The organism is Rathayibacter sp. AY1E8, from assembly GCF_002931415.1.
Classification (GTDB): domain Bacteria; phylum Actinomycetota; class Actinomycetes; order Actinomycetales; family Microbacteriaceae; genus Rathayibacter.
Genome location: NZ_PSVI01000013.1, coordinates 24,667 through 48,575 on the forward strand (window position 1 = coordinate 24,667; position 23,909 = coordinate 48,575).

A 23,909-nucleotide genomic window follows, 5' to 3' on the forward strand; every position below is an offset into this window, starting at 1 on the left:
GGACAGCATAGGCACGCCTTCCGCCGCGCCCGGTGCGCCGCGCGGCTCCCCGTCGACGGGGGACAGCGCCGACCGTCTACTCGAGCGGGTGGAGGAGGCGGTGCAGGAACTGCCGTGTGCGCGGCTCGCGCGGCTCCCGGAGGATCTCCGCAGGGGCGCCCCGCTCGACGACCACGCCGTCGGCCATGAAGACGACCTCCGAGGCCACCTGCCGGGCGAACTCGAGCTCGTGCGTCACGACGAGCATGGTCCAGCCCTCCCCCGCCAGCTCCCGCATCAGCGAGAGCACGTCGCCGACCAGCTCCGGGTCCAGCGCCGAGGTGGGCTCGTCGAAGAGGAGCAGATCGGGCCGCAGCGCGAGCGCCCGGACGATGCCCACGCGCTGCTGCTGACCGCCGGAGAGCTCGAAGGGGTAGGCGCTCCCCCGGCCGCCGAGGCCGACGCGCTCGAGCAGGCGCTCCGCCTCCGGGACCACCTCGGACGCGGGACGGCGCTGCACTCGCAGCGGCCCCTCCGTCACGTTCTGGAGGACGGTCAGGTGCGGGAAGAGGTTGAAGTGCTGGAAGACCATCGCGGAGTGGTCGCGCAGCCCGGTCAGCGCCTTCCGTCCGACGCCGCGGTCGAAGTCGAGGACACTGCCGTCGGCGAGCTCGACCACCCCGCCGTCCGGCACCTCGAGGCTGTTCAGCGAGCGCAGGACGGTGGTCTTGCCCGAGCCGGACGGCCCGATCAGGGCGACGACCTCGCCGCGGTGGACCTCCAGGTCGATGCCGCGCAGCACCTCCACCCCGCCGAACGACTTGCGGAGGCCGCGGGCCGTGAGCACGGGCCGGGCGTCGGTCGGAGTGTCAGCGGGCGACATAGCGGTCCAATCGCTTCTCGAGCAGGCCCTGGCCGCTGGAGAGCACCAGGCAGATGAGCCAGTAGATCAGAGCGGCCTCGAGGTAGAGGAGCATGAACTCGCTCGACGCGGTGGCGATCTTCTGCGCCTGCCGGAAGAGCTCGGTCACCAGGATGAGGGAGGCCAGCGAGGTGTCCTTCACCAGCGAGATGAAGGTGTTCGACAGCGGGGGGACGGAGACGCGCGCGGCCTGCGGGAGGATGATGCGCCGCAGCGAGAGCGAGCGGCTCATGCCGATCGTGTGCGCCGCCTCCCACTGCCCCTTCGGGACGCTGAGGATCGCCGCGCGGATCACCTCCGCCGCGTAGCCGCCCACGTTGAGGGCGAACGCGATGGTGGCGCTGGGCCAGGGGTCGATCTTCAGTCCGAGGCTCGGCAGCCCGTAGAAGATCACGAACAGCTGCACCAGGAGCGGCGTGCCCCGGATGACGGAGATGTAGGCACGCGCGATCCAGGAGAGGATCCGCACCCGGGAGAGCCTCATCAGGGCGACCGCCAGCGCGAGCACGAGCCCGATGGCGAAGCTCGCCAGCGCGAGCGGGATCGTCCCGACGATGCCCCCGGAGAGGATCGGCCAGAACGACCGGAGGACGAGGTCCATTGTGTTCTCCCGCCTTCGCGGGAGGATCCGCGGTCGGCTCGATCGGGTGGTGGCGTCGGGGGCGGATCGTCTCCGCCTCCTGGGGAATGCTGGCACGCTTCGCGCCGGGGCGGGCGCCCTTGCGGGCGGACCCGCTGCCTGAGCCGCTCCGCCGCTCCCCCGCGCCGGAGCCGCTCACGCACGAGACGGCCCCTCCCGGAAGGGGAGGAGCCGCCTCGGGGTGGGGCTACTGGGAGACGTCGGCTCCGAAGTAGCGCTCGGAGATGGAGGCGAGGGTGCCGTCCTCGCGCAGCTCGTCGAGGGCGGAGTCGACGGCCTCGACGAGGTCGTCCGAGCCCTTCGGGAAGGTGAAGGCGCTCTCGGAGGTGTCGTCGGTGGTGACGGCGACCTTGAGGCCCGCGGCCTGGTCGGGGTAGGTCGTGGACCAGTCGAGCCAGGTGAGGCGGTCGTTCACGGTCGCGTCGACGCGGCCCTGCTCGACGAGGGCGATGGCCTGCGCCCAGCCCTCGACGCCCTCGACCTCGGCGCCGTTCTCCTGCGCGACGGTGTACCAGTTGCTCGAGAGCGACTGCGCAGTGGTCTTGCCGGAGAGGCCGGCGAGGTCGGTGATCGAGGTGTCGCTCGAGGGGACGATCACGACGCCGGGGCTGACCGAGTACGGCTCCGAGAAGTCGTACTTCGCCTCGCGCTCGTCGTTGATCGAGACCTGGTTCGCGATCACGTCGAAGCGCGCTCCGTCCAGGCCCGCGAACATCGCGTCCCACTGCGTCTCCTGGAAGTCGGGCTCGACGCCCAGCTTCTCGGCCACGGCGGTGATCACGTCGACGTCGTAGCCGGTGAGGGCTCCGGTCCCGCCGTCGGCGTGGAAGGAGAAGGGCGGGTAGGTGCCCTCGGTGCCGATGGTGAGCTTCCCCGAGTCCTCGACCTCGGCCAGGGTCAGGCCGGAGCTCGCGGAGGCAGTGCCCTCGCCGCTCGAGCCGGAGACCACGTCGTCGGTCGAGGCGGGCGCGCAGCCGGCGAGGACCAGGGCGGCGGCGGCGGCGGTCGTGCCGAGCAGGACGCGCAGGGAGGTGCGGGCGGAGAGGGTCACGGTGTTGTCCTTCGGTGCATCACGGAGTCGTGGCGGTCCCGCTGCGCCGGATGCGGCGCGGGGATCGACGAGGGGACGGGTCGTCCCGGGGCGGACCGCTGCTCGGCGGAACCGCCCGGAGTGACGATAACCAGTGGAGGGGGCGGCCCTATTCCCGGATGTCGCCGTGTGACGCCGGGAGTCCGGCCAGGAAGTGCTCGGCACCGGCGACCTCGTCGCTCGTGAGGCCCGTCGCCGACTCCGGACGCACCAGGTGGAAGGGGGTGCTCTGCTCGCGGGCCCAGTCGTAGGCGTCCTCGTGGAGGTTGTCGTCGATCCACACCACGGCGTCGATCGCGCCGCGCTCGGCGGCCGCCTCCAGCCACACCGCGACGGGCTGGAGCTTGCCCGTCCGGCCCGGGAACCGCGGGTCGCGCGGGAGGCCGCCGTCGAAGACGATCGCCTCCGTGCCCGCCGGCAGCCCGAGGTCCTGGGCGAGGACCCGCGTCAAGCGCGGCGGCCAGGTCGTGGCCCACACGATCGTGCCGACCGCGGCCAGGCGGGCGACGAGCGCCGCCCGCTCCGGCTCGAGCTCCAGGCGGTGCGAGCCCGAGGCGCGATCGCTGCGGACGGAGGGGTTCAGGACGCCGTCGACGTCGAGCAGGATCAGGGCGGCCATGCCTGTCACCGTAGCGGCGGCGGGGCGGATCGCGCGAGGAGCGCTAGCGTGACGGGATGCCTCCGTCCCTCCTGCTGCCGGGAGGCCGCACAGCCGTGCTGGGGCCGGATCCCGTGCGGCCGGAGGCGCTGCTGCTCACGGTCGACGGCGCGGAGCAGTCGCTGATCGATCCGGGCGATCCCCGGGCTCTGCACCTCGAGTACCTCGCGCGCCTCGGCGCGGTGGTCGACGCCGCCGCCCCGCCCGGCGAGCCGCTGCGCGTGCTGCACCTCGGAGCCGGAGCCCTGGCCCTGGCCCGGTACGTCGCCGCGACCCGGCCGGGCTCCGAGCAGCTCGCGGTGGAGAGCGCGGCGGGACTCGTGGAGTTCGTGCTCGAGCACGCGCCGCTCCCCCGCGGCGCGCGCGTCCGGTTCCTCACGGCCGACGCCGCAGGGCCCCTGCCGCCCTGGAGCGCCGACCTCGTCGTGCTCGACGTCTACGACGGGGACGAGATCCCGGAGGCGTTCTACCGCGCGTCCGTCCTCGCTCCGCTCGCCGCCCGCGTCGGCGCCGACGGGCTCCTCGCGGTCAACGTCGCCGACGACGCCGACCACCGGAGGCTGGACCGCCTGCGCGGGGTCGTCCGGGAGCTGCTCCCGGTCACCGCAGCGGTCGGATCGACGGCCTTCGTCGAGGGGCGCACCGGCGGGAACGCGATCCTGCTCGCCTCAGGCTCGGCGCTCGCCGACGACGTCGCCGGCCGCCTGCTGCGCGCCGGCCCGCACCCGGTCTCCGCCGCGGCGGATGGCGACGTCGTGGTCGCCGAGGTGGCGGTAGAAGTCGACCCGTGAGTCGAGAGTGACGCCGGTCTCGAGGTACTTGGCGCGGATCCGCTTGATGTAGGTGCGGACGGTGTGCTCGGCGACGCTGAGGTCGACCGCGACGGTGCGGACCGCGGCACCCGCTCCGTAGGCGCGCATCACCCGGCTCTCCTGCGGGCTCAGCACCGGGCGGCGCTCCTCGCGCCCGTGCACGAGCCGGTGGCGGGCGGTGTCCGAGATCCAGGTGCGGCCGGAGGCGACCGAGACGACCGCCGCCGCGAGCTCGCTGGGGTCGTCGCCCTTCCAGACGTACGCCGCTCTCTCCCGTCGCAGCACGGCCCGCACCGGCTCCAGGGAGTCGGAGGAGGAGAGCACGACGAGGCCGACGGTCCAAGCCGCCGCACGCTCGAGGGCGTCGGCCACCTCCTCGCCGGGCACGCCGTCCAGGTCGAGGACCGCGATGCGGTCGACGCCCTCCTCGTCGTGCGAGAACTGCGGCAGCAGCTGCGCGAGCAGCGCCTGCAGCGCGGCACGCTCGATCGCTGGTCCGTCGACGACGGCCAGCGTGAACCGATCGAATCCGGTCACGGGGGTCCCCTAGCAGGGGCAGGTTCGGGTCCGCCCCGGCTGCACCGTAGCGGTCCGCGACGTCGTCGTGCACGTGATGGGACATTCCGTCTCAGTGGGAGGACGCCCCAGAGCACTCCGGGTCGGCTCACGGAGCGCGTGGAGGACCACCCGCGGCACCGTCTCCGGCTAGTGTCCCTCTCCATGGACGACAGCGCAGAGGGCTCCCGGCGGGCCCGGAGGATCCCCGCGGAGCAGGTCCGCAGCCGCATGATCGCCACGGCGCGCGACGTCGTCTCGAACCACGGCCTCACGGTGAGCTTCGCGCACCTGCCCATGGAGGAGTACATCCGCCTGGCCGGCGTGCCGCGCAGCTCCGTCTACCGGATCTGGAGCACGCGCGAGGAGTTCGTGGCCGACCTGGTCGGCGAGGTCTTCGTGCGGGACCGGTACGCGGAGGGCGCCGATCCCGAGGCCCAGCAGGAGATGCGCGAAGTCTACGAGCGCTCCACCGATCTGCTCTCCACGGCCGCCGGCCGCCGCCGGGTCGCCTGGGAGACCATCCGCATCGGCGCGCGGGCCAATGCCGAATCGCTCCGCCGCTCCGCCGACTGGTCGTCGTACAACGCGCTGCTCGCCTGCACCTTCTCGATGGAGGAGGGGCCTGCACGCGACGCCGTGCGCGCCACGGCGAAGCGGATCGAGGGCATGCTCACGCGCCGGATGCGCGACTTCTACGAGGAGACGCTGCAGGTCTTCGGCGGGACGATGCGCCCGGGATTCACGACGCTCCAGCTCGCCCACCTCACCGCGATCGTGATCGACGGGCTCGCCCACCGCGGCCGGCTCCTCGACGACGACCTCGACGCTCCGGTGACCGCCCCCGGCCTCGACGGCGAGCCGGTCGAGTGGACCCTGGCGGCCTGGACGATCCGCTCGATCGTCGACGGGATGCTGGAGCCGGTCGCGGAGGACTGAGCGGACCCCGCGACCCGGATCACTCGTCCGGTTCGGTGAACCCGTCGATCAGCAGCAGCACCGACACCACCGCCAGTGACGGCCCCTCGGGATCGGCCGGGTCGAGCGGGCCGGTCACCAGCTCCGGTGCCGCGATCCGCGCGATGCACAGACCCTCGATCAGGGCCGAGACGGCGGAGGCGAGAGCGGCGGCGCCGCGGTCCGGGCGCAGCCGGAGCCCCGCCTCGGCGAGGGTGTGCTCGTAGTACTTCGCCATGTTGTCGATGAAGTGCAGCTGGCGGGACCGCAGAGCGGATCCGATGGCGGTCCGCGCCGGCTCCTCGTGCGAGCCCACCGCGCCGGCGAGAGCGATGAAGTTGCGCCAGTGCTGCGACGAGAAGATGTTGTCGACGTTCGCGTCGACGGCGACCCGGACGGAGGCGATCAGGGCCTCGCGGCGCTGCGCCGGGGTCGGCTCGGGGTCGAGGCTTCGGTGGAGGTGGGAGTTCCCGGCCCGCAGGGACGGCTGGTCGAGGCGGGTGGCGAGGACCCGCTCCGGGATCGCGGCGATCAGCTCGTCGTAGAACGACTGGCGAGTGGGCCAGATCCGGTACACGGTGCTACGCGGAACACCCGCCGAGCGGATGACGTCCTCGAGGGGCAGGTGGGCGACTCCGACGCGCAGGCCCTCGGCGCGGACGACCGCGAGAGCGGCGTCCAGCAGGCGGGTGCGGACCTGCTCGCGGGTCAGGCGGGGAGGACGCGCCGGCTCCTCCGCATCGAGGGGGTCGTCGCTCATCAGGCCTCCGGCGCCGGGATGCACTGAGCAGCCTCCGACATCTACTGTCCAGCCGAGCGTACCCGGAGGGAGCGCGGAACGTGAGAGGAGATCGGGACGGGCGCGGCCCGCGCATGCGGCTCGGGTGCCGCGCGGGCCGCGCTGCCTGTCCCCCAGGCGGCCTCCCCATGGGCCGGTCCGACCGTATGCTTCCCGACAGACGTCCGTCAACTGACGCGACATGGTGTCTCCTCGGCGGTGTCCGCCGACCGGTCACGAGGACCGCCTCCGGGACTCCTCCGCCGCCGGGAGCGCCCTCCCCGCGGTCTGCGCTCGAGAGGCGTGCGGAGCGGACAGCTCGCCCGTGACGACGTCCGACACGACGCCGGTGGCGTGCTCGACGAGGTCGACGTTCCGGGTCAGCCGCGCGTGGTGGCACGGGCTCGCGTCGACGTCGACCACGAGCTTCGCGAAGCGCAGAGCATCGCCGAGCCGCGCGAACGGCGAGAGCTCGGCGACGAGGGACGGCACGTCCGCCGCGGCGAGGTAGGTGTAGCGGCAGGTCGAGACCACGTAGTCGTCGACTCCGGCCGTCGCCGATCCGGTCGCGACCATGATGTCGCCGAGGTCGACCGGCGCGGTGGCGAGGCCGAGCGCCACCGCGGCGGTCACCTGGATGTCACCCACCAGTGCCGTCACGTGCACGCCGGCGGGCCAGGGCGGCAGGGAGCCGAGCTCGGTCGATCCCGTCCGCAGGCCCTTGCCCGCCGCCGAGGCGAGGGCGTCGATCATCGGCACTCCCGTGCACTCCCCCGCGTGCTCGGCGTCCTCCGAGACGGCGTCCCCGCAGGAGGCGAGCATCGCCGAGACGCTCAGCCGGCTCTGCGGGTCCAGTCCTGCGATCACCGCGGGGCTGACCTGGCCGGAGTCGTCGACCATTCGTCCGAGGCGCTCCGCGACGTCGGATCCCGTGTTCGGGGTGCCGAAGGTGAGGACGGACGAGACCATCGAGGCGACGGCGGTCCCGTCGACCGAGCCGCTCAGCGCCTGGCGGGCGGCGAGCCCTCCCATCGAGTGCGCGACGACGACGGCGCGGTGCCCGGTCGCGGAGACGAGGCAGGCGATCGAGGAGGCGAGCGCGTCGCTGATCCCCGGGTCGGTGACCCAGCGCGCGGCGAGCCGGCGGTAGTCGAAGGTGTAGACCGCGGCGCCGTCGATCTGCTGCAGCCGGCCGAGGAGGGACGGCTCGGGAGCGTCGAGCGGAGCGGTCGCCGACTCCGACGACACCATGTCGACGAGATGGGAGAAGGCCCCTGTGCGGTCGGCGTCGTGCGTCGCCGTGCCCAGCCAGCCGTGCAGCATCACGATGGGGACCAGCGCGGCGGCGGAGCGCGGCCGGACGTCGTCGCCCGCGAGCACGGGAGCCAGCTCCGCGACGCCGCAGGACGAGGGTGCGACCGCCTCTGCCGCCTCCGCCCGCCCCGCGGGCACCACGACGACGCCGACCACCACGAGCAGTGCGGCCAGCACGACGATCACGAGTCTCATCCGCGCGTTTCCTCACGTGCCGCGACCAGGACGGGGAACGGGTACAGGCTCGACCCGACGAGCACCCATCGAGTCAATCACCCCGCTCCTGCGGGGAAGGCCGCTCGTCGCGAACGGGCGGCCCCCCGTGCGGGTGACCGCGGGTCGGGGACGACGAAGGCCCCGCCGGTGTCCCGACGGGGCCTTCGATCGTTCAGCTCACCTGGATCAGCTGTAGTTGCCCGGCTCGTAGCCGTCGCTCGAGAACGAGTCGAAGTCGACGAACGAGAGGTCGGCGTCGCTGAACGCGGCGTCGTCGGCGAAGATGCGGTTGGGGTACCGCTCGGCCTTCGCCTCCTCGGTCGCCTCGACCGACACGTTCCGGTACTTGGGCAGACCGGTTCCCGCCGGGATCAGCTTTCCGATGATCACGTTCTCCTTCAGGCCCATCAGCGGGTCGCGCTTGCCCTCCATGGCCGCCTGCGTCAGGACGCGGGTGGTCTCCTGGAAGGACGCGGCCGACAGCCACGACTCGGTCGCGAGCGAGGCCTTGGTGATGCCCATGACCTCCTGGCGGGCGGACGCGGTCCGCTTGCCCTCGGTCAGAGCCGCACGGTTGACCTCGCTGTAGCGCGAGCGGTCGACGAGCTCGCCCGGCAGCAGCTCCGTGTCGCCGTGGTCGACCACGGTGACCTTGCGGAGCATCTGACGCACGATGACCTCGATGTGCTTGTCGTGGATCGGCACACCCTGCGAGCGGTAGACGCCCTGGACGCCGCCCACCAGGTGCTTCTGGACCTCGCGGACGCCCAGCACGCGCAGGACCTCCTTGGGGTCGACCGTTCCGACGTGCAGCTGCTGCCCGAGCTCGACGTGCTGGCCGTCCTCGATGAGGAGCTGCGAGCGCTTGAGCACCGGGTAGATGACCGCCTCGTCGCCGTTGTCCGGCTGGAGGATGACGCGGCGGGCACGGTCGGTGTCCTCGATGGTGATCCGGCCGGCGGCCTCCGCGATCGGCGACGCGCCCTTGGGGGTGCGGGCCTCGAAGAGCTCCTGCACGCGGGGAAGACCCTGCGTGATGTCGTCGGCCGAGGCCGATCCACCGGTGTGGAAGGTGCGCATCGTGAGCTGCGTGCCGGGCTCGCCGATCGACTGGGCCGCGATGATGCCGACGGCCTCTCCGATGTCGACGAGCTTGCCGGTGGCGAGCGAGCGGCCGTAGCAGGCCGCGCAGACGCCGACGGCGGACTCGCAGGTCAGGACGGAGCGCACCTTGATGTGGCGCACGCCCGCTCCGACCAGCTTCTCGATGAGCACGTCGCCCACGTCCTCGCCGGCCTCGGCGACGAGCTCGCCGGCCTCGTTCGACGCCGGGGTGGCGAGCGAACGGGCGTAGACGGAGTTCTCGACGTTGGAGTCCTTGATCCAGGCGCCGGTGGCGTCCTGGAGCATGATCGGCAGGTCGAGGCCCTTCGAGGTGCCGCAGTCCTCCTCGCGGATGATGACGTCCTGCGAGACGTCGACGAGTCGACGCGTCAGGTAGCCCGAGTCCGCGGTGCGGAGCGCGGTGTCGGCCAGGCCCTTGCGGGCACCGTGCGTGGCGATGAAGTACTCGGCGACCGACAGGCCCTCGCGGTACGAGGAGATGATCGGTCGGGCGATGATCTCGCCCTTCGGGTTGTTCACCAGGCCTCGCATGCCGGCGATGTTGCGCACCTGCAGCCAGTTGCCGCGGGCACCGGAGGTGACCATGCGGTTGATGGTGTTGTCCGTCGGGAAGTTCGCGCGCATGGCCTTGGCGACCTCGTCGGTCGCCTCGGTCCAGATCTTCACGAGCTCCTGGCGGCGCTCGGCCTGAGTGGTCAGACCCTTGTCGTACTCGGACTCGACCTTCGCAGCCTTCTTCTCGTAGCCCGCGATGATCTCGGGCTTCGACGGAGGCGTGAGGATGTCGGACAGCGCCACGGTGACACCCGAGCGGGTGGCCCAGTAGAAGCCGGCGTCCTTGATCCGGTCGAGGGAGGCGGCGACCTCCACCTTCGGGTAGCGCTCCGCGAGGTCGTTGACGATCCCGGAGATGGTCGTCTTGTCGGCGACCTGCTCGAAGTAGGGGTAGTCGACCGGCAGCGCCTCGTTGAAGAGGGCGCGGCCGAGCGTGGTCTCGAGGAGGACCGGCGCGGTGACCTTGCCGTTCTCGTCGATCTCGACGCCCTCGGGTGCCTGACCCTGCGCGAAGTACACGTCCGACATGCGGATCCTGACCTTCGAGTTCAGGTGCAGCGAGCCCTGGTCCTTCGCGAGGATCGCCTCCGAGACGGAGGAGAACGCGCGGCCCTCGCCGGCGGCGCCCTCGCGGATCGTCGTCAGGTGGTGGAGGCCGATGATCATGTCCTGCGTGGGCAGGGTGACCGGACGGCCGTCCGAGGGCTTGAGGATGTTGTTCGACGCGAGCATCAGGATGCGCGCCTCGGCCTGGGCCTCGACGGACAGCGGCAGGTGGACAGCCATCTGGTCGCCGTCGAAGTCCGCGTTGAACGCGGCGCAGACGAGCGGGTGCAGCTGGATCGCCTTGCCCTCGACCAGCTGGGGCTCGAAGGCCTGGATGCCGAGACGGTGCAGCGTGGGCGCGCGGTTCAGCAGGACGGGGCGCTCGCGGATGATCTCCTCGAGCACGTCCCACACCTGCGGGCGCGAGCGCTCCACCATGCGCTTGGCGGCCTTGATGTTCTGCGCGTGCGACAGGTCGATCAGGCGCTTGATCACGAACGGCTTGAACAGCTCCAGCGCCATCTGCTTGGGCAGACCGCACTGGTGCAGCTTGAGCTGCGGGCCGACGATGATGACCGAGCGGCCCGAGTAGTCGACGCGCTTGCCCAGCAGGTTCTGGCGGAAGCGACCCTGCTTTCCCTTGAGCATGTCGCTCAGGGACTTGAGGGCGCGGTTGCCGGTTCCGGTGACGGGGCGGCCGCGGCGGCCGTTGTCGAAGAGGGCGTCGACCGCCTCCTGGAGCATGCGCTTCTCGTTGTTCACGATGATCTCGGGGGCACCGAGGTCGAGCAGGCGGCGGAGTCGGTTGTTGCGGTTGATCACGCGACGGTAGAGGTCGTTCAGGTCGCTGGTCGCGAACCGGCCTCCGTCGAGCTGCACCATCGGGCGCAGCTCCGGCGGGATGACCGGGACGACGTCGAGGACCATCGCGGCCGGCGAGTTGCCGGTGGCGAGGAACGAGTTGACGACGCGCAGGCGCTTGATGGCGCGGATCTTCTTCTGACCCTTGCCCTCGGCGATCTGCAGGTGCAGCGTCTCGGCCTCGGCCTGGAGGTCGAACTGCTCGAGGCGCTTCTTGATCGCCTCGGCGCCCATGTAGGCCTCGAAGTAGACGCCGTACCGGTCGACGAGCTCGTTGAAGACCGCGTCCTCGGGCTTGAGGTCGCCGACCTTGAGGGTGCGGAACTGCTCCCACACGCTCTCGAGCCGCGCGATGTCCTCGTCGAAGGACTTGCGGATCTGGCCCATCTCCTTCTCGGCGCCGTCCTTGGTGCGGCGCTTCTGGTCGCTCTTGGCGCCCTCCGCCTCCAGGGCGGCGAGGTCGGTCTCCAGGCGCGCCAGGCGGTCCGCGATGCGGGAGTCGCGCTGGTCCGAGAGGGTCTTGATCTCGAGCCGGAGCTCGTTCTCGAGCCCGGGCATGTCGGCGTGACGGCCGTCGTCGTCCACGTCGATGATCATGTACGCCGCGAAGTAGATGACCTTCTCGAGGTCCTTGGGCGCCATGTCCAGCAGGTATCCGAGGCGCGAGGGGACGCCCTTGAAGTACCAGATGTGGGTGACGGGGGCGGCGAGCTCGATGTGGCCCATCCGCTCGCGGCGGACCGAGGACTTGGTGACCTCGACGCCGCAGCGCTCGCAGACGATGCCCTTGAAGCGGACTCGCTTGTACTTGCCGCAGGAGCACTCCCAGTCGCGAGAGGGTCCGAAGATCTGCTCGCCGAACAGGCCGTCCTTCTCGGGCTTCAGGGTGCGGTAGTTGATGGTCTCGGGCTTCTTCACTTCACCGTGCGACCAGCGACGGATGTCATCGGCCGTTGCGAGGCCGATGCGCAGCTCATCGAAAGTGGTTACGTCGAGCAATGTTTTCTCCTTGTCGGAAAACAGGGTGTCTCGTCAGAGACGGGAGGTCGTCAGATGCTGGCGCGGATCAGATGTCGTCGACGGAGGACGACTCGAACCGGGAGGAGATGTTGATGCCGAGCTCTTCCGCGGCGCGGTAGACCTCGTCATCGGTGTCGCGCAGGCTGACCGCGGTGCCGTCGGCCGAGAGGACCTCGACGTTCAGGCACAGGGACTGCATCTCCTTGATGAGGACCTTGAAGGACTCCGGGATGCCGGGCTCCTGGATGTTCTCGCCCTTGACGATGGCCTCGTACACCTTCACGCGGCCGAGGATGTCGTCCGACTTGATGGTGAGGAGCTCCTGGAGGGCGTAGGCGGCGCCGTAGGCCTCGAGGGCCCACACCTCCATCTCGCCGAAGCGCTGTCCGCCGAACTGCGCCTTACCACCGAGCGGCTGCTGGGTGATCATCGAGTACGGGCCCGTCGAGCGCGCGTGGATCTTGTCGTCGACGAGGTGGTGCAGCTTCAGGATGTACATGTAGCCGACCGAGACCGGGTCCGGGAAGGGCTCCCCGGAGCGGCCGTCGAACAGCTGCGTCTTGCCGGACGAGCCGATCAGGCGCTCTCCGTCGCGCGTCGGGGTGGTGGAGTCGAGGAGCCCTGCGAGCTCCTCCTCCGCCGCACCGTCGAAGACGGGGGTCGCGACCTTGGTGCCGGGCGCCGCCTCGCGGGCGTGCTCGGGCAGGCGCGCGGCCCACTCCGGCTGACCCTCGACCTTCCAGCCCTGCTTCGCGATCCACCCGAGGTGGATCTCGAGGACCTGGCCGAAGTTCATGCGGCCGGGGACGCCGAGCGGGTTGAGGACGATGTCGACCGGGGTGCCGTCGGCGAGGAACGGCATGTCCTCGACCGGCAGGATCTTCGAGATGACGCCCTTGTTGCCGTGGCGGCCGGCGAGCTTGTCGCCCTCGGTGATCTTGCGCTTCTGGGCGATGTAGACGACCACGCGCTGGTTGACGCCCGAGCCGAGCTCGTCGTCGCCGTCCTGCGCGTCGAACACCTTGACGCCGATGATCGTGCCCTGCTCGCCGTGGGGCACCTTCAGCGACGTGTCGCGGACCTCGCGGCTCTTCTCGTTGAAGATCGCGCGGAGCAGGCGCTCCTCGGCCGAGAGCTCGGTCTCGCCCTTGGGCGTGACCTTGCCGACGAGGATGTCGCCGGGGCGGACCTCGGCGCCGATGCGGATGATGCCGCGCTCGTCCAGGTCGGCCAGGAGCTCCGGGCTGACGTTGGGGAGGTCGCGGGTGATCTCCTCCTTGCCGAGCTTGGTGTCGCGGGCGTCGACCTCGTACTCCTCGATGTGGATCGAGGAGAGGACGTCGTCCTTCACCAGGTTCTGGCTGAGGATGATCGCGTCCTCGAAGTTGTGGCCCTCCCACGGCATGAACGCGACGAGCAGGTTCTTGCCCAGCGCGAGCTCGCCGTTCTCGGTGGCGGGGCCGTCGGCGACGACCTCGCCGACCTCGATGCGCTCGCCGGCCGAGACGACCACGCGGTTGTTGTACGAGGTGCCCTGGTTGGAGCGGTCGAACTTGCGGAGGAAGTAGGTCTGCGTGCCGCCCTCGTCCAGCTGGACGGTGACGGAGTCGGCGGAGACCTCCTGGACGACACCGGCCTTGTCGGCGGTGATGACGTCGCCGGCGTCGATGGCCGCGAAGCCCTCCATGCCGGTTCCGACGACGGGCGACTCGCTGCGCAGCAGCGGGACGGCCTGACGCTGCATGTTCGCGCCCATGAGCGCGCGGTTCGCGTCGTCGTGCTCGAGGAACGGGATCAGCGAGGTCGCGACCGAGACCATCTGGCGCGGCGAGACGTCCATGTAGTGGACGCGCTCGGCGTCGACGAGCTCGACCTCTCCGCCCTTGGGGCGGACCAGGACCTTGCCCTCCGCGAAGCGGAAGTCCTTCGTGAGGGGGGCGTTCGCCTGGGCGACCAGGTACTCGTCCTCCTCGGACGCGGTGAGGTAGTCGATCTGCGAGGTGACGGTGCCGTCGACGACCTTGCGGTACGGGGTCTCGATGAAGCCGAACGAGTTGATGCGCGCGAAGGACGCGAGCGATCCGATCAGGCCGATGTTCGGGCCTTCCGGGGTCTCGATCGGGCACATGCGGCCGTAGTGCGAGGGGTGGACGTCGCGGACCTCGACGCCGGCGCGCTCGCGGGAGAGTCCGCCGGGGCCGAGCGCCGACAGGCGGCGCTTGTGGGTCAGACCCGCGAGCGGGTTGTTCTGGTCCATGAACTGCGACAGCTGGCTGGTGCCGAAGAACTCCTTGATCGCGGCGACGACGGGGCGCACGTTGATCAGGGTCTGCGGGGTGATCGCCTCGATGTCCTGCGTGGTCATGCGCTCGCGGACGACGCGCTCCATGCGGGACAGTCCGGTGCGGACCTGGTTCTGGATCAGCTCGCCGACCGCGCGGATGCGGCGGTTGCCGAAGTGGTCGATGTCGTCGACGTCGAGACGCAGCTCGACCGGCTCGCCGTCGCGCACGCCGGGGAGGGCGGTGCGACCGTCGTGCAGGGCGACCAGGTACTTGATGGTCGCGATGATGTCCTCGACCGTGAGCACCGAGTCGGACAGCGCCTTGTCGATGCCGAGCTTGCGGTTGATCTTGTAGCGGCCGACCTTCGCGAGGTCGTAGCGCTTGGAGTTGAAGTAGAAGTTGTCCAGCAGCGCGCGGGCGGCCTCGGCGGCGACCTGCTCGCCCGGACGGAGCTTGCGGTAGATGTCGCGGAGGGCGTCCTCCTTGGTGAGGATGTTGTCCTTCTCGAGGGTCAGCTCGATCGACTCGTAGCCGGCGAACTGCTCGAGGATCTCCTCGCTCGTCAGGCCGAGGGCCTTGAGGAACACGGTGACCGACTGCTTGCGCTTGCGGTCGATGCGCACGCCGACCTGGTCGCGCTTGTCGATCTCGAACTCGAGCCAGGCGCCGCGGCTCGGGATGACGCGGGCGGAGTAGATGTCCTTGTCGGACGTCTTCTCCTGCTGGCGCTCGAAGTAGACGCCGGGGCTGCGCACGAGCTGGGACACGACGACACGCTCGGTGCCGTTGATGATGAACGTGCCCTTCTCGGTCATCAGCGGGAAGTCGCCCATGAAGACCGTCTGGGTCTTGATCTCACCCGTGAGGTGGTTCATGAACTCGGCCTCGACGTACAGCGGAGCGGCGTAGGTCTTGCCGCGCTCCTTGCACTCCTCGATCGTGTACTTCTCGGGCTCGAGGTACGGGTTCGTGAAGCTCAGCTGCATCGTCTCGCTGAGGTCCTCGATCGGGGAGATCTCCTCGAAGATCTCGTCGAGGCCGGAGTTGGCGGGGAGGTCCTCCCGGCCGGCGGCCTTCGCCTCGGCGACGCGGGTCTTCCACGCCTCCGAGCCGACGAGCCAGTCGAAGCTCTCGGTCTGCAGCGCGAGCAGATCCGGAACGGTCAGGGTGTCGCTGATCTTGGCGAACGAGAGACGCGAAGCTCCGCGTCCGTTCTTGGGTGAGGTGGTGGTCGCGGTGGACGCAGCAGCCAAGGAAGGAACCTCCGTAGACCCTCGCGGGTCTCAATCTGTGGGATGTGTGGAGTGGGCTCCCGCCGGACGGGCCGCCACCCCTGCCCGCACGCCGTGCGGACCGAGGCGACTCGGTCTTGGGGGCGGGGCTAGAGTGTGGCAACGGCATCCACCATCTGATGCCGGGTTCCGGTGACCTGCCGACCGCGATATGAGGGCATGGGTACTCGGGAGCGCAAAGTACGAATATAGCCGCATCGCGCCACGCCGCGCAAGTGCGGATGCTTGCGCCGCCCCGCGGGGTCCGGTATACGAGGCCACGGCCTCCCGGATCGATCCGACCGGGCCGGGCGCGGAGCCCCGCCGTCCCGCCGCCGCGGCAGACTGGTCGGATGCAGGAACGCACCGGCCGCCGACGCGGAGACGACTCCGAGCACCCCCGCGCCGTGCTCGCCAGCGGGTACACCGCGCGGATCGAGCCCGACCGCCACTCGCCCGAGGCGGCGACCCTGGTCGTCGACGGCACTCCGCAGTCGCACGTCGACCTCGCGGATCCGACGCACCTCTCGTTCGAGTACGTCCGCCGGATCGGCCACGCGATCGACCTCGTCGCCCCCGAGGGCGAGAGCGTCACGGCGCTCCACCTGGGCGCCGGAGCGCTGACCCTCCCCCGCTACGTCGCCGCGACCCGGCCGGGCTCGCGCCAGCAGGTCGTCGAGATCGAGGGCGCTCTGGTCGAGCTGGTGCGCGAGGCGCTCCCGCTCCCCCGCGGGGCGCAGATCCGCATCCGCCCGGGCGACGCCCGCGAGGTGCTCGGCAAGCTGCCGCCCGGGCTGCGCGGCACGGTCGACGTGGTCGTCGTCGACATCTTCTCGGGCGCGCGCACTCCCGCGCACGTGACCAGCGCCGAGTTCTACGGGGCGATCGCGCCGCTGCTCGCCCCCGGCGGCCTGGTCGCGGTGAACGTGGCCGACGGCGGCGCGCTCGCCTTCGCCCGCGGCCAGGCCGCGACGCTCGCCTCCGTCTTCGCGCACACCGCGATCATGACCGACACCCAGATGCTCAAGGCCAAGCGCTTCGGGAACGTGGTGATGCTCGCCTCGGCCGATCCGCTGCCGCTCGACGGCCTGCCGCGGCGCCTCGCCTCCGACCCCGCGCCCTCCAAGCTGGTGCAGGGGCGGGAGCTCGAGAACTTCATCGCCGGCGCCCTCGTCGTCACGGACGAGACCGCCACCCCGTCGCCGCTGCCGGCGCGGAGCATCTTCCAGGTGCGACGGGGCTGACCCGGGCCGCGCGTCGGGGCGCCGTCCGGGGACCCGCCGGTACACTCGACGCCGGGGTCAGCGACCCCGACCGTCCTCTCGTCCGCCGCGCGCGACGATCCGGATCCGCACTCCACGAGGAAGCATCGCCCTGAGCATCATCATCCGCCACGACCCCGCGACCCTCCACGAGGAGATCGACGTCGACGCCGCCCAGGAGCGCCTGGAGGAGATCGGCGCGCTGCGCAGCCTCGCCGCGCTCACCGAGAAGGCGGAGCTGCTGCGCCTGCTCGGGCGCGTCGACGAGGCGTGGGACCTCGCGAACGAGGCCGTCCGCCGCACCCGCTTCTCCGGCGACCGCGCCGAGCTGCTCACCGCCCGCGTCCGCCGCGCCCGCCTCATGCAGCTGCGGGGCCGCACCGACGAGGCCCTCTCGGAGCTCGCGCTCTGCGTCGAGGAGGCGCGCACGCACGAGTGGCACCTCGAGCACTCCTTCGCGCTCAAGCACCGCGGCCTCACCTTCTTCGAGCTGGGCGAGTACGGCCGGGCGATGCGCGACTTCGACGCCGCGACCGCGCTCGGCGAGCGCGTCGGGGTCCCCGAGGAGGAGCTCGAGGTCGCGCGCCTGGGCTACGCCGCCGCCTCCGAGTTCCAGGACGGGACCGACCGCGAAGCCCGCACCGACGGCACCGCCCGCGGCCGCCGCCGCGCCGACGGCGACGGCGACGAGTCCTAGGAAGCGCCACCGGTGGCCGACCTCGAGGACGTGGCCCGCTGGGCCGACGCGCTGATCGAGGAGCACCTCGACCCCTCCTGGTCCTTCGCGCTCGACCACGCGCGCACCCGCGGCGGCGCCTGCCACTGGACGCGCCGCCGGATCACGGTCTCGCGCCACCTCGCCGCCCGCTGGAGCGACGAGGAGGTCCGGCAGACACTCCTGCACGAGGTCGCTCACGCGCTCGCGGGGCCCGACGCCGGGCACGGACCGCAGTGGCGGCGGATCGCGGCGCGGCTCGGCTACACGGGATCGCGCACCCACAGCAACCCGACCGCGGACGAGCTCGCGCCGTGGGTCGGCACCTGCCCGGGCGGACACCTCTTCTACCGCCATCGCCGGCCCACCCGGCCCCTGGCCTGCGGCCGCTGCGCGCGCCGGTTCGAGGCCGCGAACGCGATCCAGTGGCGGCGCCGACCGGTCCCGGCGCCGTGACCCCGGACGAGGCCTCTCACGGCGGCCGCACGCCGGTCACCGGGCAGTGGCTCCCCGAGGCCGACGGCCGGCGCTGGTGGTTCGACTCCGGAAGCCTCGCACTCGACTTCGCCACGACCGGAGCACTGCCTCCGGGAGCGGCCGAGCACCTCGACTCCGATGCCGCCCTGGCCGCCTGGCTCGCCGAGCGCTTCGAGGCGGTCGTCCCCGAGAGCCGGGACGCGCGCCTCGACGACGCGCTGATGCTCCGAGGCGCGATCGCCCGGCTGGCCGTCGCGGCCGAGGCGGGCACCGCGCTCGACCCGCGCGACGTCGACGTGGTCAACCTGGTCGCGGCGATGCCCGACATCCCACCGGTGCTGGGCGGAGGGTCGCGGCAGGCAGGACGGCTCCACGCGGCGGGCAGGCAGGCGCTCGCGTCCATCGCCCGGGAGGCCGTGGGGCTGCTGGGCCCGGCCGTGGCCGGACGGCTGAGGCGCTGCGCGGATCCGGAGTGCCGGATGCTCTACCTCGACACGTCCCGCGCCGGCTCGCGGCGCTGGTGCTCGATGCAGCGCTGCGGGAACCGGTCGAAGGTCCGGGCGTACCGGGCGCGCGCCGCCGCCCCGCGCGGCTGACGCACCGCCGCGGCACCGGGAGCGGCGCCGCGGCGGGACGGGTCAGTCGGAGACGCGGACCGAGCGGTCGAAGGCGACGTAGCCCGAGAAGTCCTTGCCGACGCGGTCGAACGCCGTCGGGTAGGGGTGCGGGTACGACCAGGCCTTGTCCTTCTGCAGGCCGTCGCCGGTCTGCACCGAGAAGTACTGGCACTCGCCCTTCCACGGGCAGGTGTAGGGCGTGGGGCTCTCGACGAGCACGCCCTCGGCGATGCTCGACGGCGGGAAGTACCAGTTGCCCTCGATCGAGATCAGGTCGGAGTCGGGGGCGTCGGCGAGGACGACGTCGTTGAGGACGGCTTTCATGCGGGCCAGCTTTCGGTCGGGGCGGGGGGGCGGAGGGACCGCCTCCGCCGAACGCTACGCCGGGGGCGGGCGAGTGGTCGAGGCGGCGGCTCGGATCCGCAGGGGCTTGTGCGCTCCGCGGACGCCCTGCACCTCTCGGAGGCCGCGCCCGCCGGAGCGGCGGGTCAGCGGAGGACCGCCACCTCGTCGACGGTGTCGACCCGGGCAGCGGCCCGGACCTCGTCCGCCCGCCCCTCGGCGGCGAGCAGGCGGCCGGACTCGGACGCGGTGAGCAGATGCGCGCACGCCCGGCGCAGGCCCTCGTAGGACGCGCAGGCCACCGCGGCCTCGGGCGAGACGTGGTCGATGCCCAGCCCGATGAGCGCGTCGACGACGGCGCCGGCCGCCAGCTGGTCCTCCATCGCGAACCGCGCCGCTCCGCTGTCATCGATGTCGCCGAGGGCGATCACGTTGACGCTGGTGCGCCCGCCGTTCTCGTGCTGGCGCTCCAGGATCCAGCGGGCGACGGCCGAGCGGTCGGCCAGGCCCGCGCGGACGACGCGGCCCTCCACTCCCCCGAGGTCGGGGCTCTCGCCTCCGGGCAGAGCGTCGACGAGCACCGTGACGTGGGCGGGGGCGAGCACACGGAGGGCGCGGGCCCCCCACTCGAAGCGGATCTGGTAGGTCGACTGGTCGACGGAGGCGGCGGGAGCGGTCACCCTGACACGGTAGCGAGCACCGGAGGCGCATACACGTCCGGGGCTCCGCGCGCACCCGGTTCCCGCGCAGGGGCGGGCGGAGGAGGATGTCCCTCGTGAAGGTGATGCTCAAGCACGTGCTCGACACCGACGCCGACTCCGCCTGGCGCGCCCTGCAGAGTCCGGCCGTGTTCCGGGAGGTGATGTCCCCGCTCCTGACCGCCGCGTCGCTGGACGAGGGCGGCTTCCGCCCGACCTGGGGGCTCGGCTCCCACGAGGTCGCGATGGACGCCCTCGGGATCGTGCCGATGGGCGCACAGGAGATCGACCTCTCCTACCGCCGCGTCCCCTCGATGCCCGACGTGCGGATCCTGCGCGACAGCGGCGGGCCCCTCACGGGCTCCCTCCGCCTCATCACCGCGTGGGACCACCGCATGGCCGTGGCCCCGCTCCCTGACGGGCGCACGCTCTTCCGCGACCGCCTCGAGTTCTCGGCGGGTCTCGCCTCGGCCGCGCTCTGGCCTTCGATGTGGGCGTTCTGGCAGTGGCGCGGCATCCGCATCCGCTCCCTCGCCCCGTCCTGGCGCCACGATCTCGGTGCCGACACCCGCCCGCGCGGGGAGTCCGCCGCATGAGCCCCGACGGCGTCGCCGAGGAGGAGACCGAGCTGTCGCGCTCGGAGCTCCTGCGCCTCCAGTGGCCCTCCGCCGACGAGGAGGAGCAGGACGACGACGGCGTCTCGCCCCGCCGCCGCCTCACGACGGCGGTCGAGGTGTCGGACTGGCGCCGCCACGTCCAGGCCCTCTACGCGGAGGTGCGCCGGCTCTCGAACGTGGACCTGCTCGCCGCGCACGCGTCCTGGATCCGCGGGCGCAACGCGCTCTTCGCGCAGCACCCCTCCACCCCCCTCCTCCCGGCCGACCGCGCGCACTTCCGCTCGCTGCCGATCGCGCCCTACGACGCGGCCTGGCGCTTCGAGCTCGAGGTGGCCCCGGCCGAGGAGGCGCGGCGGATGGACGTGGAGACCGGCACCGACGGCACCGTGCCCTTCGAGCTGATCGGCACGGTCGAGGTGCCGGACACCGGCAGCCTCGACGTCTGGCGCCTGGCGTCCTACGGCGGAGGCCTGTTCCTGCCGGTCAAGGACGCCCTCGCGGGGACACCCGGCGGCACCTACGGCGGCGGCCGCTACCTCCTGGACACCGTGAAGGGCGCCGACCTCGGCCCGGGCTCCGCCCCGGGGACGCTGGTGCTCGACTTCAACTTCGCCTACAACCCCTCCTGCGCCTACGACCCGGCCTGGGCCTGCCCGCTCGCCCAGGCGGGCAACCGGCTGCCGGTCGAGGTGCCGGTCGGCGAGCGCTACCGGGGCTGACACCGACCCTGGACGTTCTCGGAGGGGCGGCCGATAGCCTCCGGGCGGCGCCGTCGTGCGCCGGAAAGCAGGAAAGCCGCATGCCCCGTCCCGTCCTCCTCGTCACCGGAACCTCCACCGGCATCGGCCGCGCCACAGCGATCGAGGCCGCGCGCGCGGGCTGGCGGGTGGTCGCCACCGTGCGGGATCCGGAGCGGGCGGAGGGCCTGCACGCCGCCGCCGCCGAGGCCCGCGTCGAGCTCGACCTGCGGGCGCTCGACCTGACCGACGCGGACTCCGTCGCCGGCTGCCTCCGCGCCGTGGAGGAGGAGCTCGGCGGTCTCGACGCCCTCGTGAACAACGCCGGAGCCGGCCACCTCGGCACCCTCGAGCTGGAGGATCCGGAGGAGCTGCGCCGCGTGATGGAGGTCAACTTCTTCGGCACCGTCGCGGTCACCCGCGCCGCGATGCCGATGCTGCGCTCGTCCCGCGGTCGCATCGTCACCGTCTCGAGCGTCGGCGGCGCGATCGGGCAGCCGTTCAACGAGGACTACTGCGCGGCGAAGTTCGCGGTCGAGGGGTTCTTCGAGGCGCTCGCCCCGGTCGCCGCCTCCGTCGGCGTCCACGTGTCGCTGATCGAGCCGGGAGCGGTCCGCAGCAGCTTCGTCGAGAACGTCGGCATCGACGCGGCGGCGATGCTCGCGCAAGCCGGCCCCTACTCGCCGGCGCTCGGCGCCTACCTCGACCGCGCCGCGTCGTCCTTCTCCTCGACCCACGCGCAGGACCCGTCCGACGTCGCCGCCGTCATCCTGAAGACCCTGCGCGACCCGGAGCCGGCCTTCCGCGTGCAGACCTCGGACTGGGCGGGCGACTTCGTCGGGACCAAGCTGAGCGACCGCGACGGCTCCCGCGTGCAGGCCGCGATGCGCGGATGGATCGGCATCCACTAGAGTGGGATGGTGCGAGCGCAGCGACTGCGCTCCCCCGCGTCGTAGAACGCCCCTTGTCCCCTAGGACTCTGACCGTCGAGGATCCGTCCCGACCATCTGGCGCACGTGCATGAGGCCCCCGGCCGCGCGCACCGAATCGTACGGCGAACGGATGTGACCACCGTCACCTTCGCCCGAACGCCGATCACCCGCGCCCCGGCCACCGCCCGCGCGTCCTCGATCGGCATGATGCCCCCGAAAGGCACCACTCCATGTCGAACACCCCCCTCTCCTTCAGCGCCCTCGGCGTGCCGGCCCCCCTCGTGGCCGCGCTCACCGCGAGCGGCATCACCGAGCCCTTCCCGATCCAGGTCGACACGCTGCCCGACACCCTCGGCGGACGCGACGTCCTCGGCCGCGGCAAGACCGGCTCCGGCAAGACCCTCGCCTTCTCCATCCCGATGATCGCCCGACTCGGCGGCTCGCTCGCCGGCGGACGCCGCCGCCCCGGCCGCCCGCTCGGACTCGTCCTCGCGCCGACCCGCGAGCTCGCCACGCAGATCACCGCCGCGATGCAGCCCCTCGCCGACGCCTACGGCATCGTCACCACCACGATCTTCGGAGGCGTCTCGCAGCAGCGCCAGGTCGCCGCGCTCAAGCAGGGCGTCGACATCGTCGTGGCCTGCCCGGGCCGCCTCGAGGACCTGATGAAGCAGGGCTTCGTGAACCTCGACGCCGTCGAGATCACCGTCCTCGACGAGGCCGACCACATGGCCGACCTCGGCTTCCTGCCGGTCGTCACGCGCATCCTCGACAAGACCCCCCGCGGCGGGCAGCGCCTGCTGTTCTCCGCGACGCTCGACAACGGCGTGGACAAGCTGGTCAAGAAGTACCTCCAGAACGAGGTGCTCCACTCGGTCGACGAGGCCAACTCGCCGGTCGCGCTGATGACCCACCACGTGTTCGAGGTCGACGGCCTCGACGCCAAGAACGCTCTCGTGAAGACGCTCGCGTCCGGCACCGGCCGCCGCATCCTCTTCATGCGCACCAAGCACCACGCGAAGAAGCTCGCCAAGCAGCTCACCGGCCAGGGCATCCCCGCGGTCGACCTGCACGGCAACCTCTCGCAGGTCGCCCGCGACCGGAACCTCGCCGCGTTCGGCGCCGGCACCGTCAAGGTCCTCGTCGCCACCGACGTCGCCGCCCGCGGTGTGCACGTCGACGACGTCGAGCTCGTCATCCACGTCGACCCGCCGATGGAGCACAAGGCGTACCTGCACCGCTCGGGCCGCACCGCCCGCGCCGGCAGCGAGGGAGACGTCGTCACCGTCGTCCTGCCCACGCAGCGCAGCGACGTGAAGACCCTCCTCCGCAAGGCCGCGATCCAGGTCGCGCCCCAGCAGGTGACGGCCGACTCGGCCGCCGTCGCGAAGCTCGTCGGCGACGTCGCTCCGTACGTCACCCCCAGCGCCGCCGTCGAGCCCGTCCGCGGCCAGTCGCAGGGCGGACGCTCGCAGGGCGCCAACGCGCAGCGCAAGCGCGCGGCCCGCACCGAGGGCACCGCCGCACCCCGCGGCGGACGCTCGACGGGTGCCGCGACCGGCGGAGGCGACCGCCCCCGCCGCGACCGCACCGCCGCCGAGGGACCCGCCCGCGGCGGCGCCCGCGGAGGCCGCAGCCGCTCGGCCGCCGGCGCCCCCTCGACCTCGGGCGGATCGCGCTCGTTCTACAGCACCGCGACCGGCGGAGCGGCCTCGGCCGCTCCCGCCCGCGAGTCCGCCGGCGGCGGCGCCCGCCGCGGCGGCCGCCGCGCGCAGGGCTGAGTCCGATTGTGCGCCGCGGAGCGGCGCACCGCGGTCGGCTTCAAGGACGGTCGCGGCGCGCAGAGCGTGTCGCGACCGGCTAGGCCGATCCGCTCGCACGCGGATCGACCGTTCGCCTCGTGGGCAGCCGCGGAGCGGCGCACCGCG

The 23,909-nt window shown here is 72.1% G+C and carries 20 protein-coding genes; 9 read left to right on the forward strand and 11 right to left on the reverse strand.

Translation table 11 applies throughout. The features are described from left to right. Positions 1 to 76: 76 nt before the first annotated feature. The 5 genes from C5C74_RS05610 to C5C74_RS05630 all read right to left on the reverse strand — a co-directional run bounded on the left by C5C74_RS05610 (position 77) and on the right by C5C74_RS05630 (position 4,638). Positions 77 to 862: an amino acid ABC transporter ATP-binding protein gene (locus C5C74_RS05610; RefSeq protein WP_104269386.1), complete on the reverse strand. Its 786-nt coding sequence runs from the start codon at positions 860 to 862 to the stop codon at positions 77 to 79. Continuing rightward, positions 849 to 1,502, reverse strand: a complete 654-nt coding sequence (locus C5C74_RS05615) for an amino acid ABC transporter permease (RefSeq protein WP_104224574.1) — start codon at positions 1,500 to 1,502, stop codon at positions 849 to 851. The genes C5C74_RS05610 and C5C74_RS05615 overlap by 14 nt, the downstream gene beginning before the upstream one ends. Before the next feature lie 226 nt (positions 1,503 to 1,728). Further along, a complete protein-coding gene (locus tag C5C74_RS05620) occupies positions 1,729 to 2,592 on the reverse strand; it encodes an amino acid ABC transporter substrate-binding protein (RefSeq protein WP_374953121.1) in 864 nt (287 codons plus the stop codon). A 148-nt stretch (positions 2,593 to 2,740) separates the two neighbouring features. Beyond that, the gene (locus tag C5C74_RS05625) at positions 2,741 to 3,250 is read right to left on the reverse strand and encodes an HAD domain-containing protein (RefSeq protein WP_104224575.1); all 510 of its coding nucleotides are present in this window, start codon (positions 3,248 to 3,250) and stop codon (positions 2,741 to 2,743) included. Positions 3,251 to 3,957: 707 nt separating this feature from the next. Beyond that, positions 3,958 to 4,638 (reverse strand): LuxR C-terminal-related transcriptional regulator, encoded by a 681-nt coding sequence (locus C5C74_RS05630; protein ID WP_104247592.1) that lies wholly within the window; start codon positions 4,636 to 4,638, stop codon positions 3,958 to 3,960. Between the two features lie 183 nt (positions 4,639 to 4,821). Between C5C74_RS05630 and C5C74_RS05635 the strand changes: the two genes are divergently transcribed. Continuing rightward, on the forward strand, positions 4,822 to 5,595 hold the full coding sequence (locus C5C74_RS05635; RefSeq protein WP_146076607.1) for a hypothetical protein: 774 nt from the start codon (positions 4,822 to 4,824) through the stop codon (positions 5,593 to 5,595). A gap of 19 nt (positions 5,596 to 5,614) precedes the next feature. On the opposite strand, the gene C5C74_RS05640 is transcribed toward C5C74_RS05635, so the two are convergent. The 4 genes from C5C74_RS05640 to rpoB form a co-directional block, all read right to left on the reverse strand. Beyond that, on the reverse strand, positions 5,615 to 6,373 hold the full coding sequence (locus C5C74_RS05640; protein WP_104308450.1) for a TetR/AcrR family transcriptional regulator: 759 nt from the start codon (positions 6,371 to 6,373) through the stop codon (positions 5,615 to 5,617). A 252-nt stretch (positions 6,374 to 6,625) separates the two neighbouring features. Beyond that, on the reverse strand, positions 6,626 to 7,900 hold the full coding sequence (locus C5C74_RS05645; protein ID WP_104351127.1) for a triacylglycerol lipase: 1,275 nt from the start codon (positions 7,898 to 7,900) through the stop codon (positions 6,626 to 6,628). A gap of 207 nt (positions 7,901 to 8,107) precedes the next feature. Further along, positions 8,108 to 12,007 (reverse strand): DNA-directed RNA polymerase subunit beta', encoded by a 3,900-nt coding sequence (locus tag C5C74_RS05650; protein WP_104224580.1) that lies wholly within the window; start codon positions 12,005 to 12,007, stop codon positions 8,108 to 8,110. 67 nt (positions 12,008 to 12,074) lie between these two features. Continuing rightward, on the reverse strand, positions 12,075 to 15,566 hold the full coding sequence (gene rpoB, locus C5C74_RS05655; protein ID WP_104224581.1) for a DNA-directed RNA polymerase subunit beta: 3,492 nt from the start codon (positions 15,564 to 15,566) through the stop codon (positions 12,075 to 12,077). A gap of 371 nt (positions 15,567 to 15,937) precedes the next feature. On the opposite strand from rpoB, the gene C5C74_RS05660 reads away from it, so the two are divergent. The 4 genes from C5C74_RS05660 (at position 15,938) to C5C74_RS05675 (ending at position 18,634) form a co-directional block, all read left to right on the forward strand. Beyond that, complete coding sequence (locus C5C74_RS05660) at positions 15,938 to 16,828, forward strand: spermidine synthase (RefSeq protein ID WP_104351128.1); 891 nt, start codon at positions 15,938 to 15,940, stop codon at positions 16,826 to 16,828. A 379-nt stretch (positions 16,829 to 17,207) separates the two neighbouring features. Beyond that, positions 17,208 to 17,543 carry a hypothetical protein gene (locus C5C74_RS17310; RefSeq protein WP_181134650.1) on the forward strand — a complete coding sequence of 112 codons (336 nt, stop codon included), beginning with the start codon at positions 17,208 to 17,210 and terminating at the stop codon, positions 17,541 to 17,543. Positions 17,544 to 17,555: 12 nt separating this feature from the next. Continuing rightward, positions 17,556 to 18,017 carry a SprT-like domain-containing protein gene (locus tag C5C74_RS05670; protein ID WP_104263210.1) on the forward strand — a complete coding sequence of 154 codons (462 nt, stop codon included), beginning with the start codon at positions 17,556 to 17,558 and terminating at the stop codon, positions 18,015 to 18,017. After that, complete coding sequence (locus C5C74_RS05675) at positions 18,014 to 18,634, forward strand: CGNR zinc finger domain-containing protein (protein WP_104351139.1); 621 nt, start codon at positions 18,014 to 18,016, stop codon at positions 18,632 to 18,634. Before C5C74_RS05670 ends, C5C74_RS05675 begins: the two co-directional genes overlap by 4 nt. 42 nt (positions 18,635 to 18,676) lie before the next feature. On the opposite strand, the gene C5C74_RS05680 is transcribed toward C5C74_RS05675, so the two are convergent. Then, positions 18,677 to 18,979, reverse strand: a complete 303-nt coding sequence (locus C5C74_RS05680) for a DUF427 domain-containing protein (RefSeq protein WP_104224584.1) — start codon at positions 18,977 to 18,979, stop codon at positions 18,677 to 18,679. Between the two features lie 164 nt (positions 18,980 to 19,143). Then, positions 19,144 to 19,677: a 2-phosphosulfolactate phosphatase gene (locus C5C74_RS05685; protein WP_104292493.1), complete on the reverse strand. Its 534-nt coding sequence runs from the start codon at positions 19,675 to 19,677 to the stop codon at positions 19,144 to 19,146. An 86-nt stretch (positions 19,678 to 19,763) separates the two neighbouring features. On the opposite strand from C5C74_RS05685, the gene C5C74_RS05690 reads away from it, so the two are divergent. The 4 genes from C5C74_RS05690 to C5C74_RS05705 all read left to right on the forward strand — a co-directional run bounded on the left by C5C74_RS05690 (position 19,764) and on the right by C5C74_RS05705 (position 23,762). After that, a complete protein-coding gene (locus C5C74_RS05690) occupies positions 19,764 to 20,291 on the forward strand; it encodes a hypothetical protein (RefSeq protein ID WP_244248113.1) in 528 nt (175 codons plus the stop codon). Continuing rightward, positions 20,288 to 21,031: a DUF1684 domain-containing protein gene (locus C5C74_RS05695; RefSeq protein ID WP_104226769.1), complete on the forward strand. Its 744-nt coding sequence runs from the start codon at positions 20,288 to 20,290 to the stop codon at positions 21,029 to 21,031. The genes C5C74_RS05690 and C5C74_RS05695 overlap by 4 nt, the downstream gene beginning before the upstream one ends. 80 nt (positions 21,032 to 21,111) lie before the next feature. Continuing rightward, on the forward strand, positions 21,112 to 21,960 hold the full coding sequence (locus tag C5C74_RS05700) for an SDR family oxidoreductase (RefSeq protein ID WP_104351129.1): 849 nt from the start codon (positions 21,112 to 21,114) through the stop codon (positions 21,958 to 21,960). A 251-nt stretch (positions 21,961 to 22,211) separates the two neighbouring features. After that, a complete protein-coding gene (locus C5C74_RS05705; protein WP_104309789.1) occupies positions 22,212 to 23,762 on the forward strand; it encodes a DEAD/DEAH box helicase in 1,551 nt (516 codons plus the stop codon). The last annotated feature ends 147 nt before the right edge of the window (positions 23,763 to 23,909 follow it).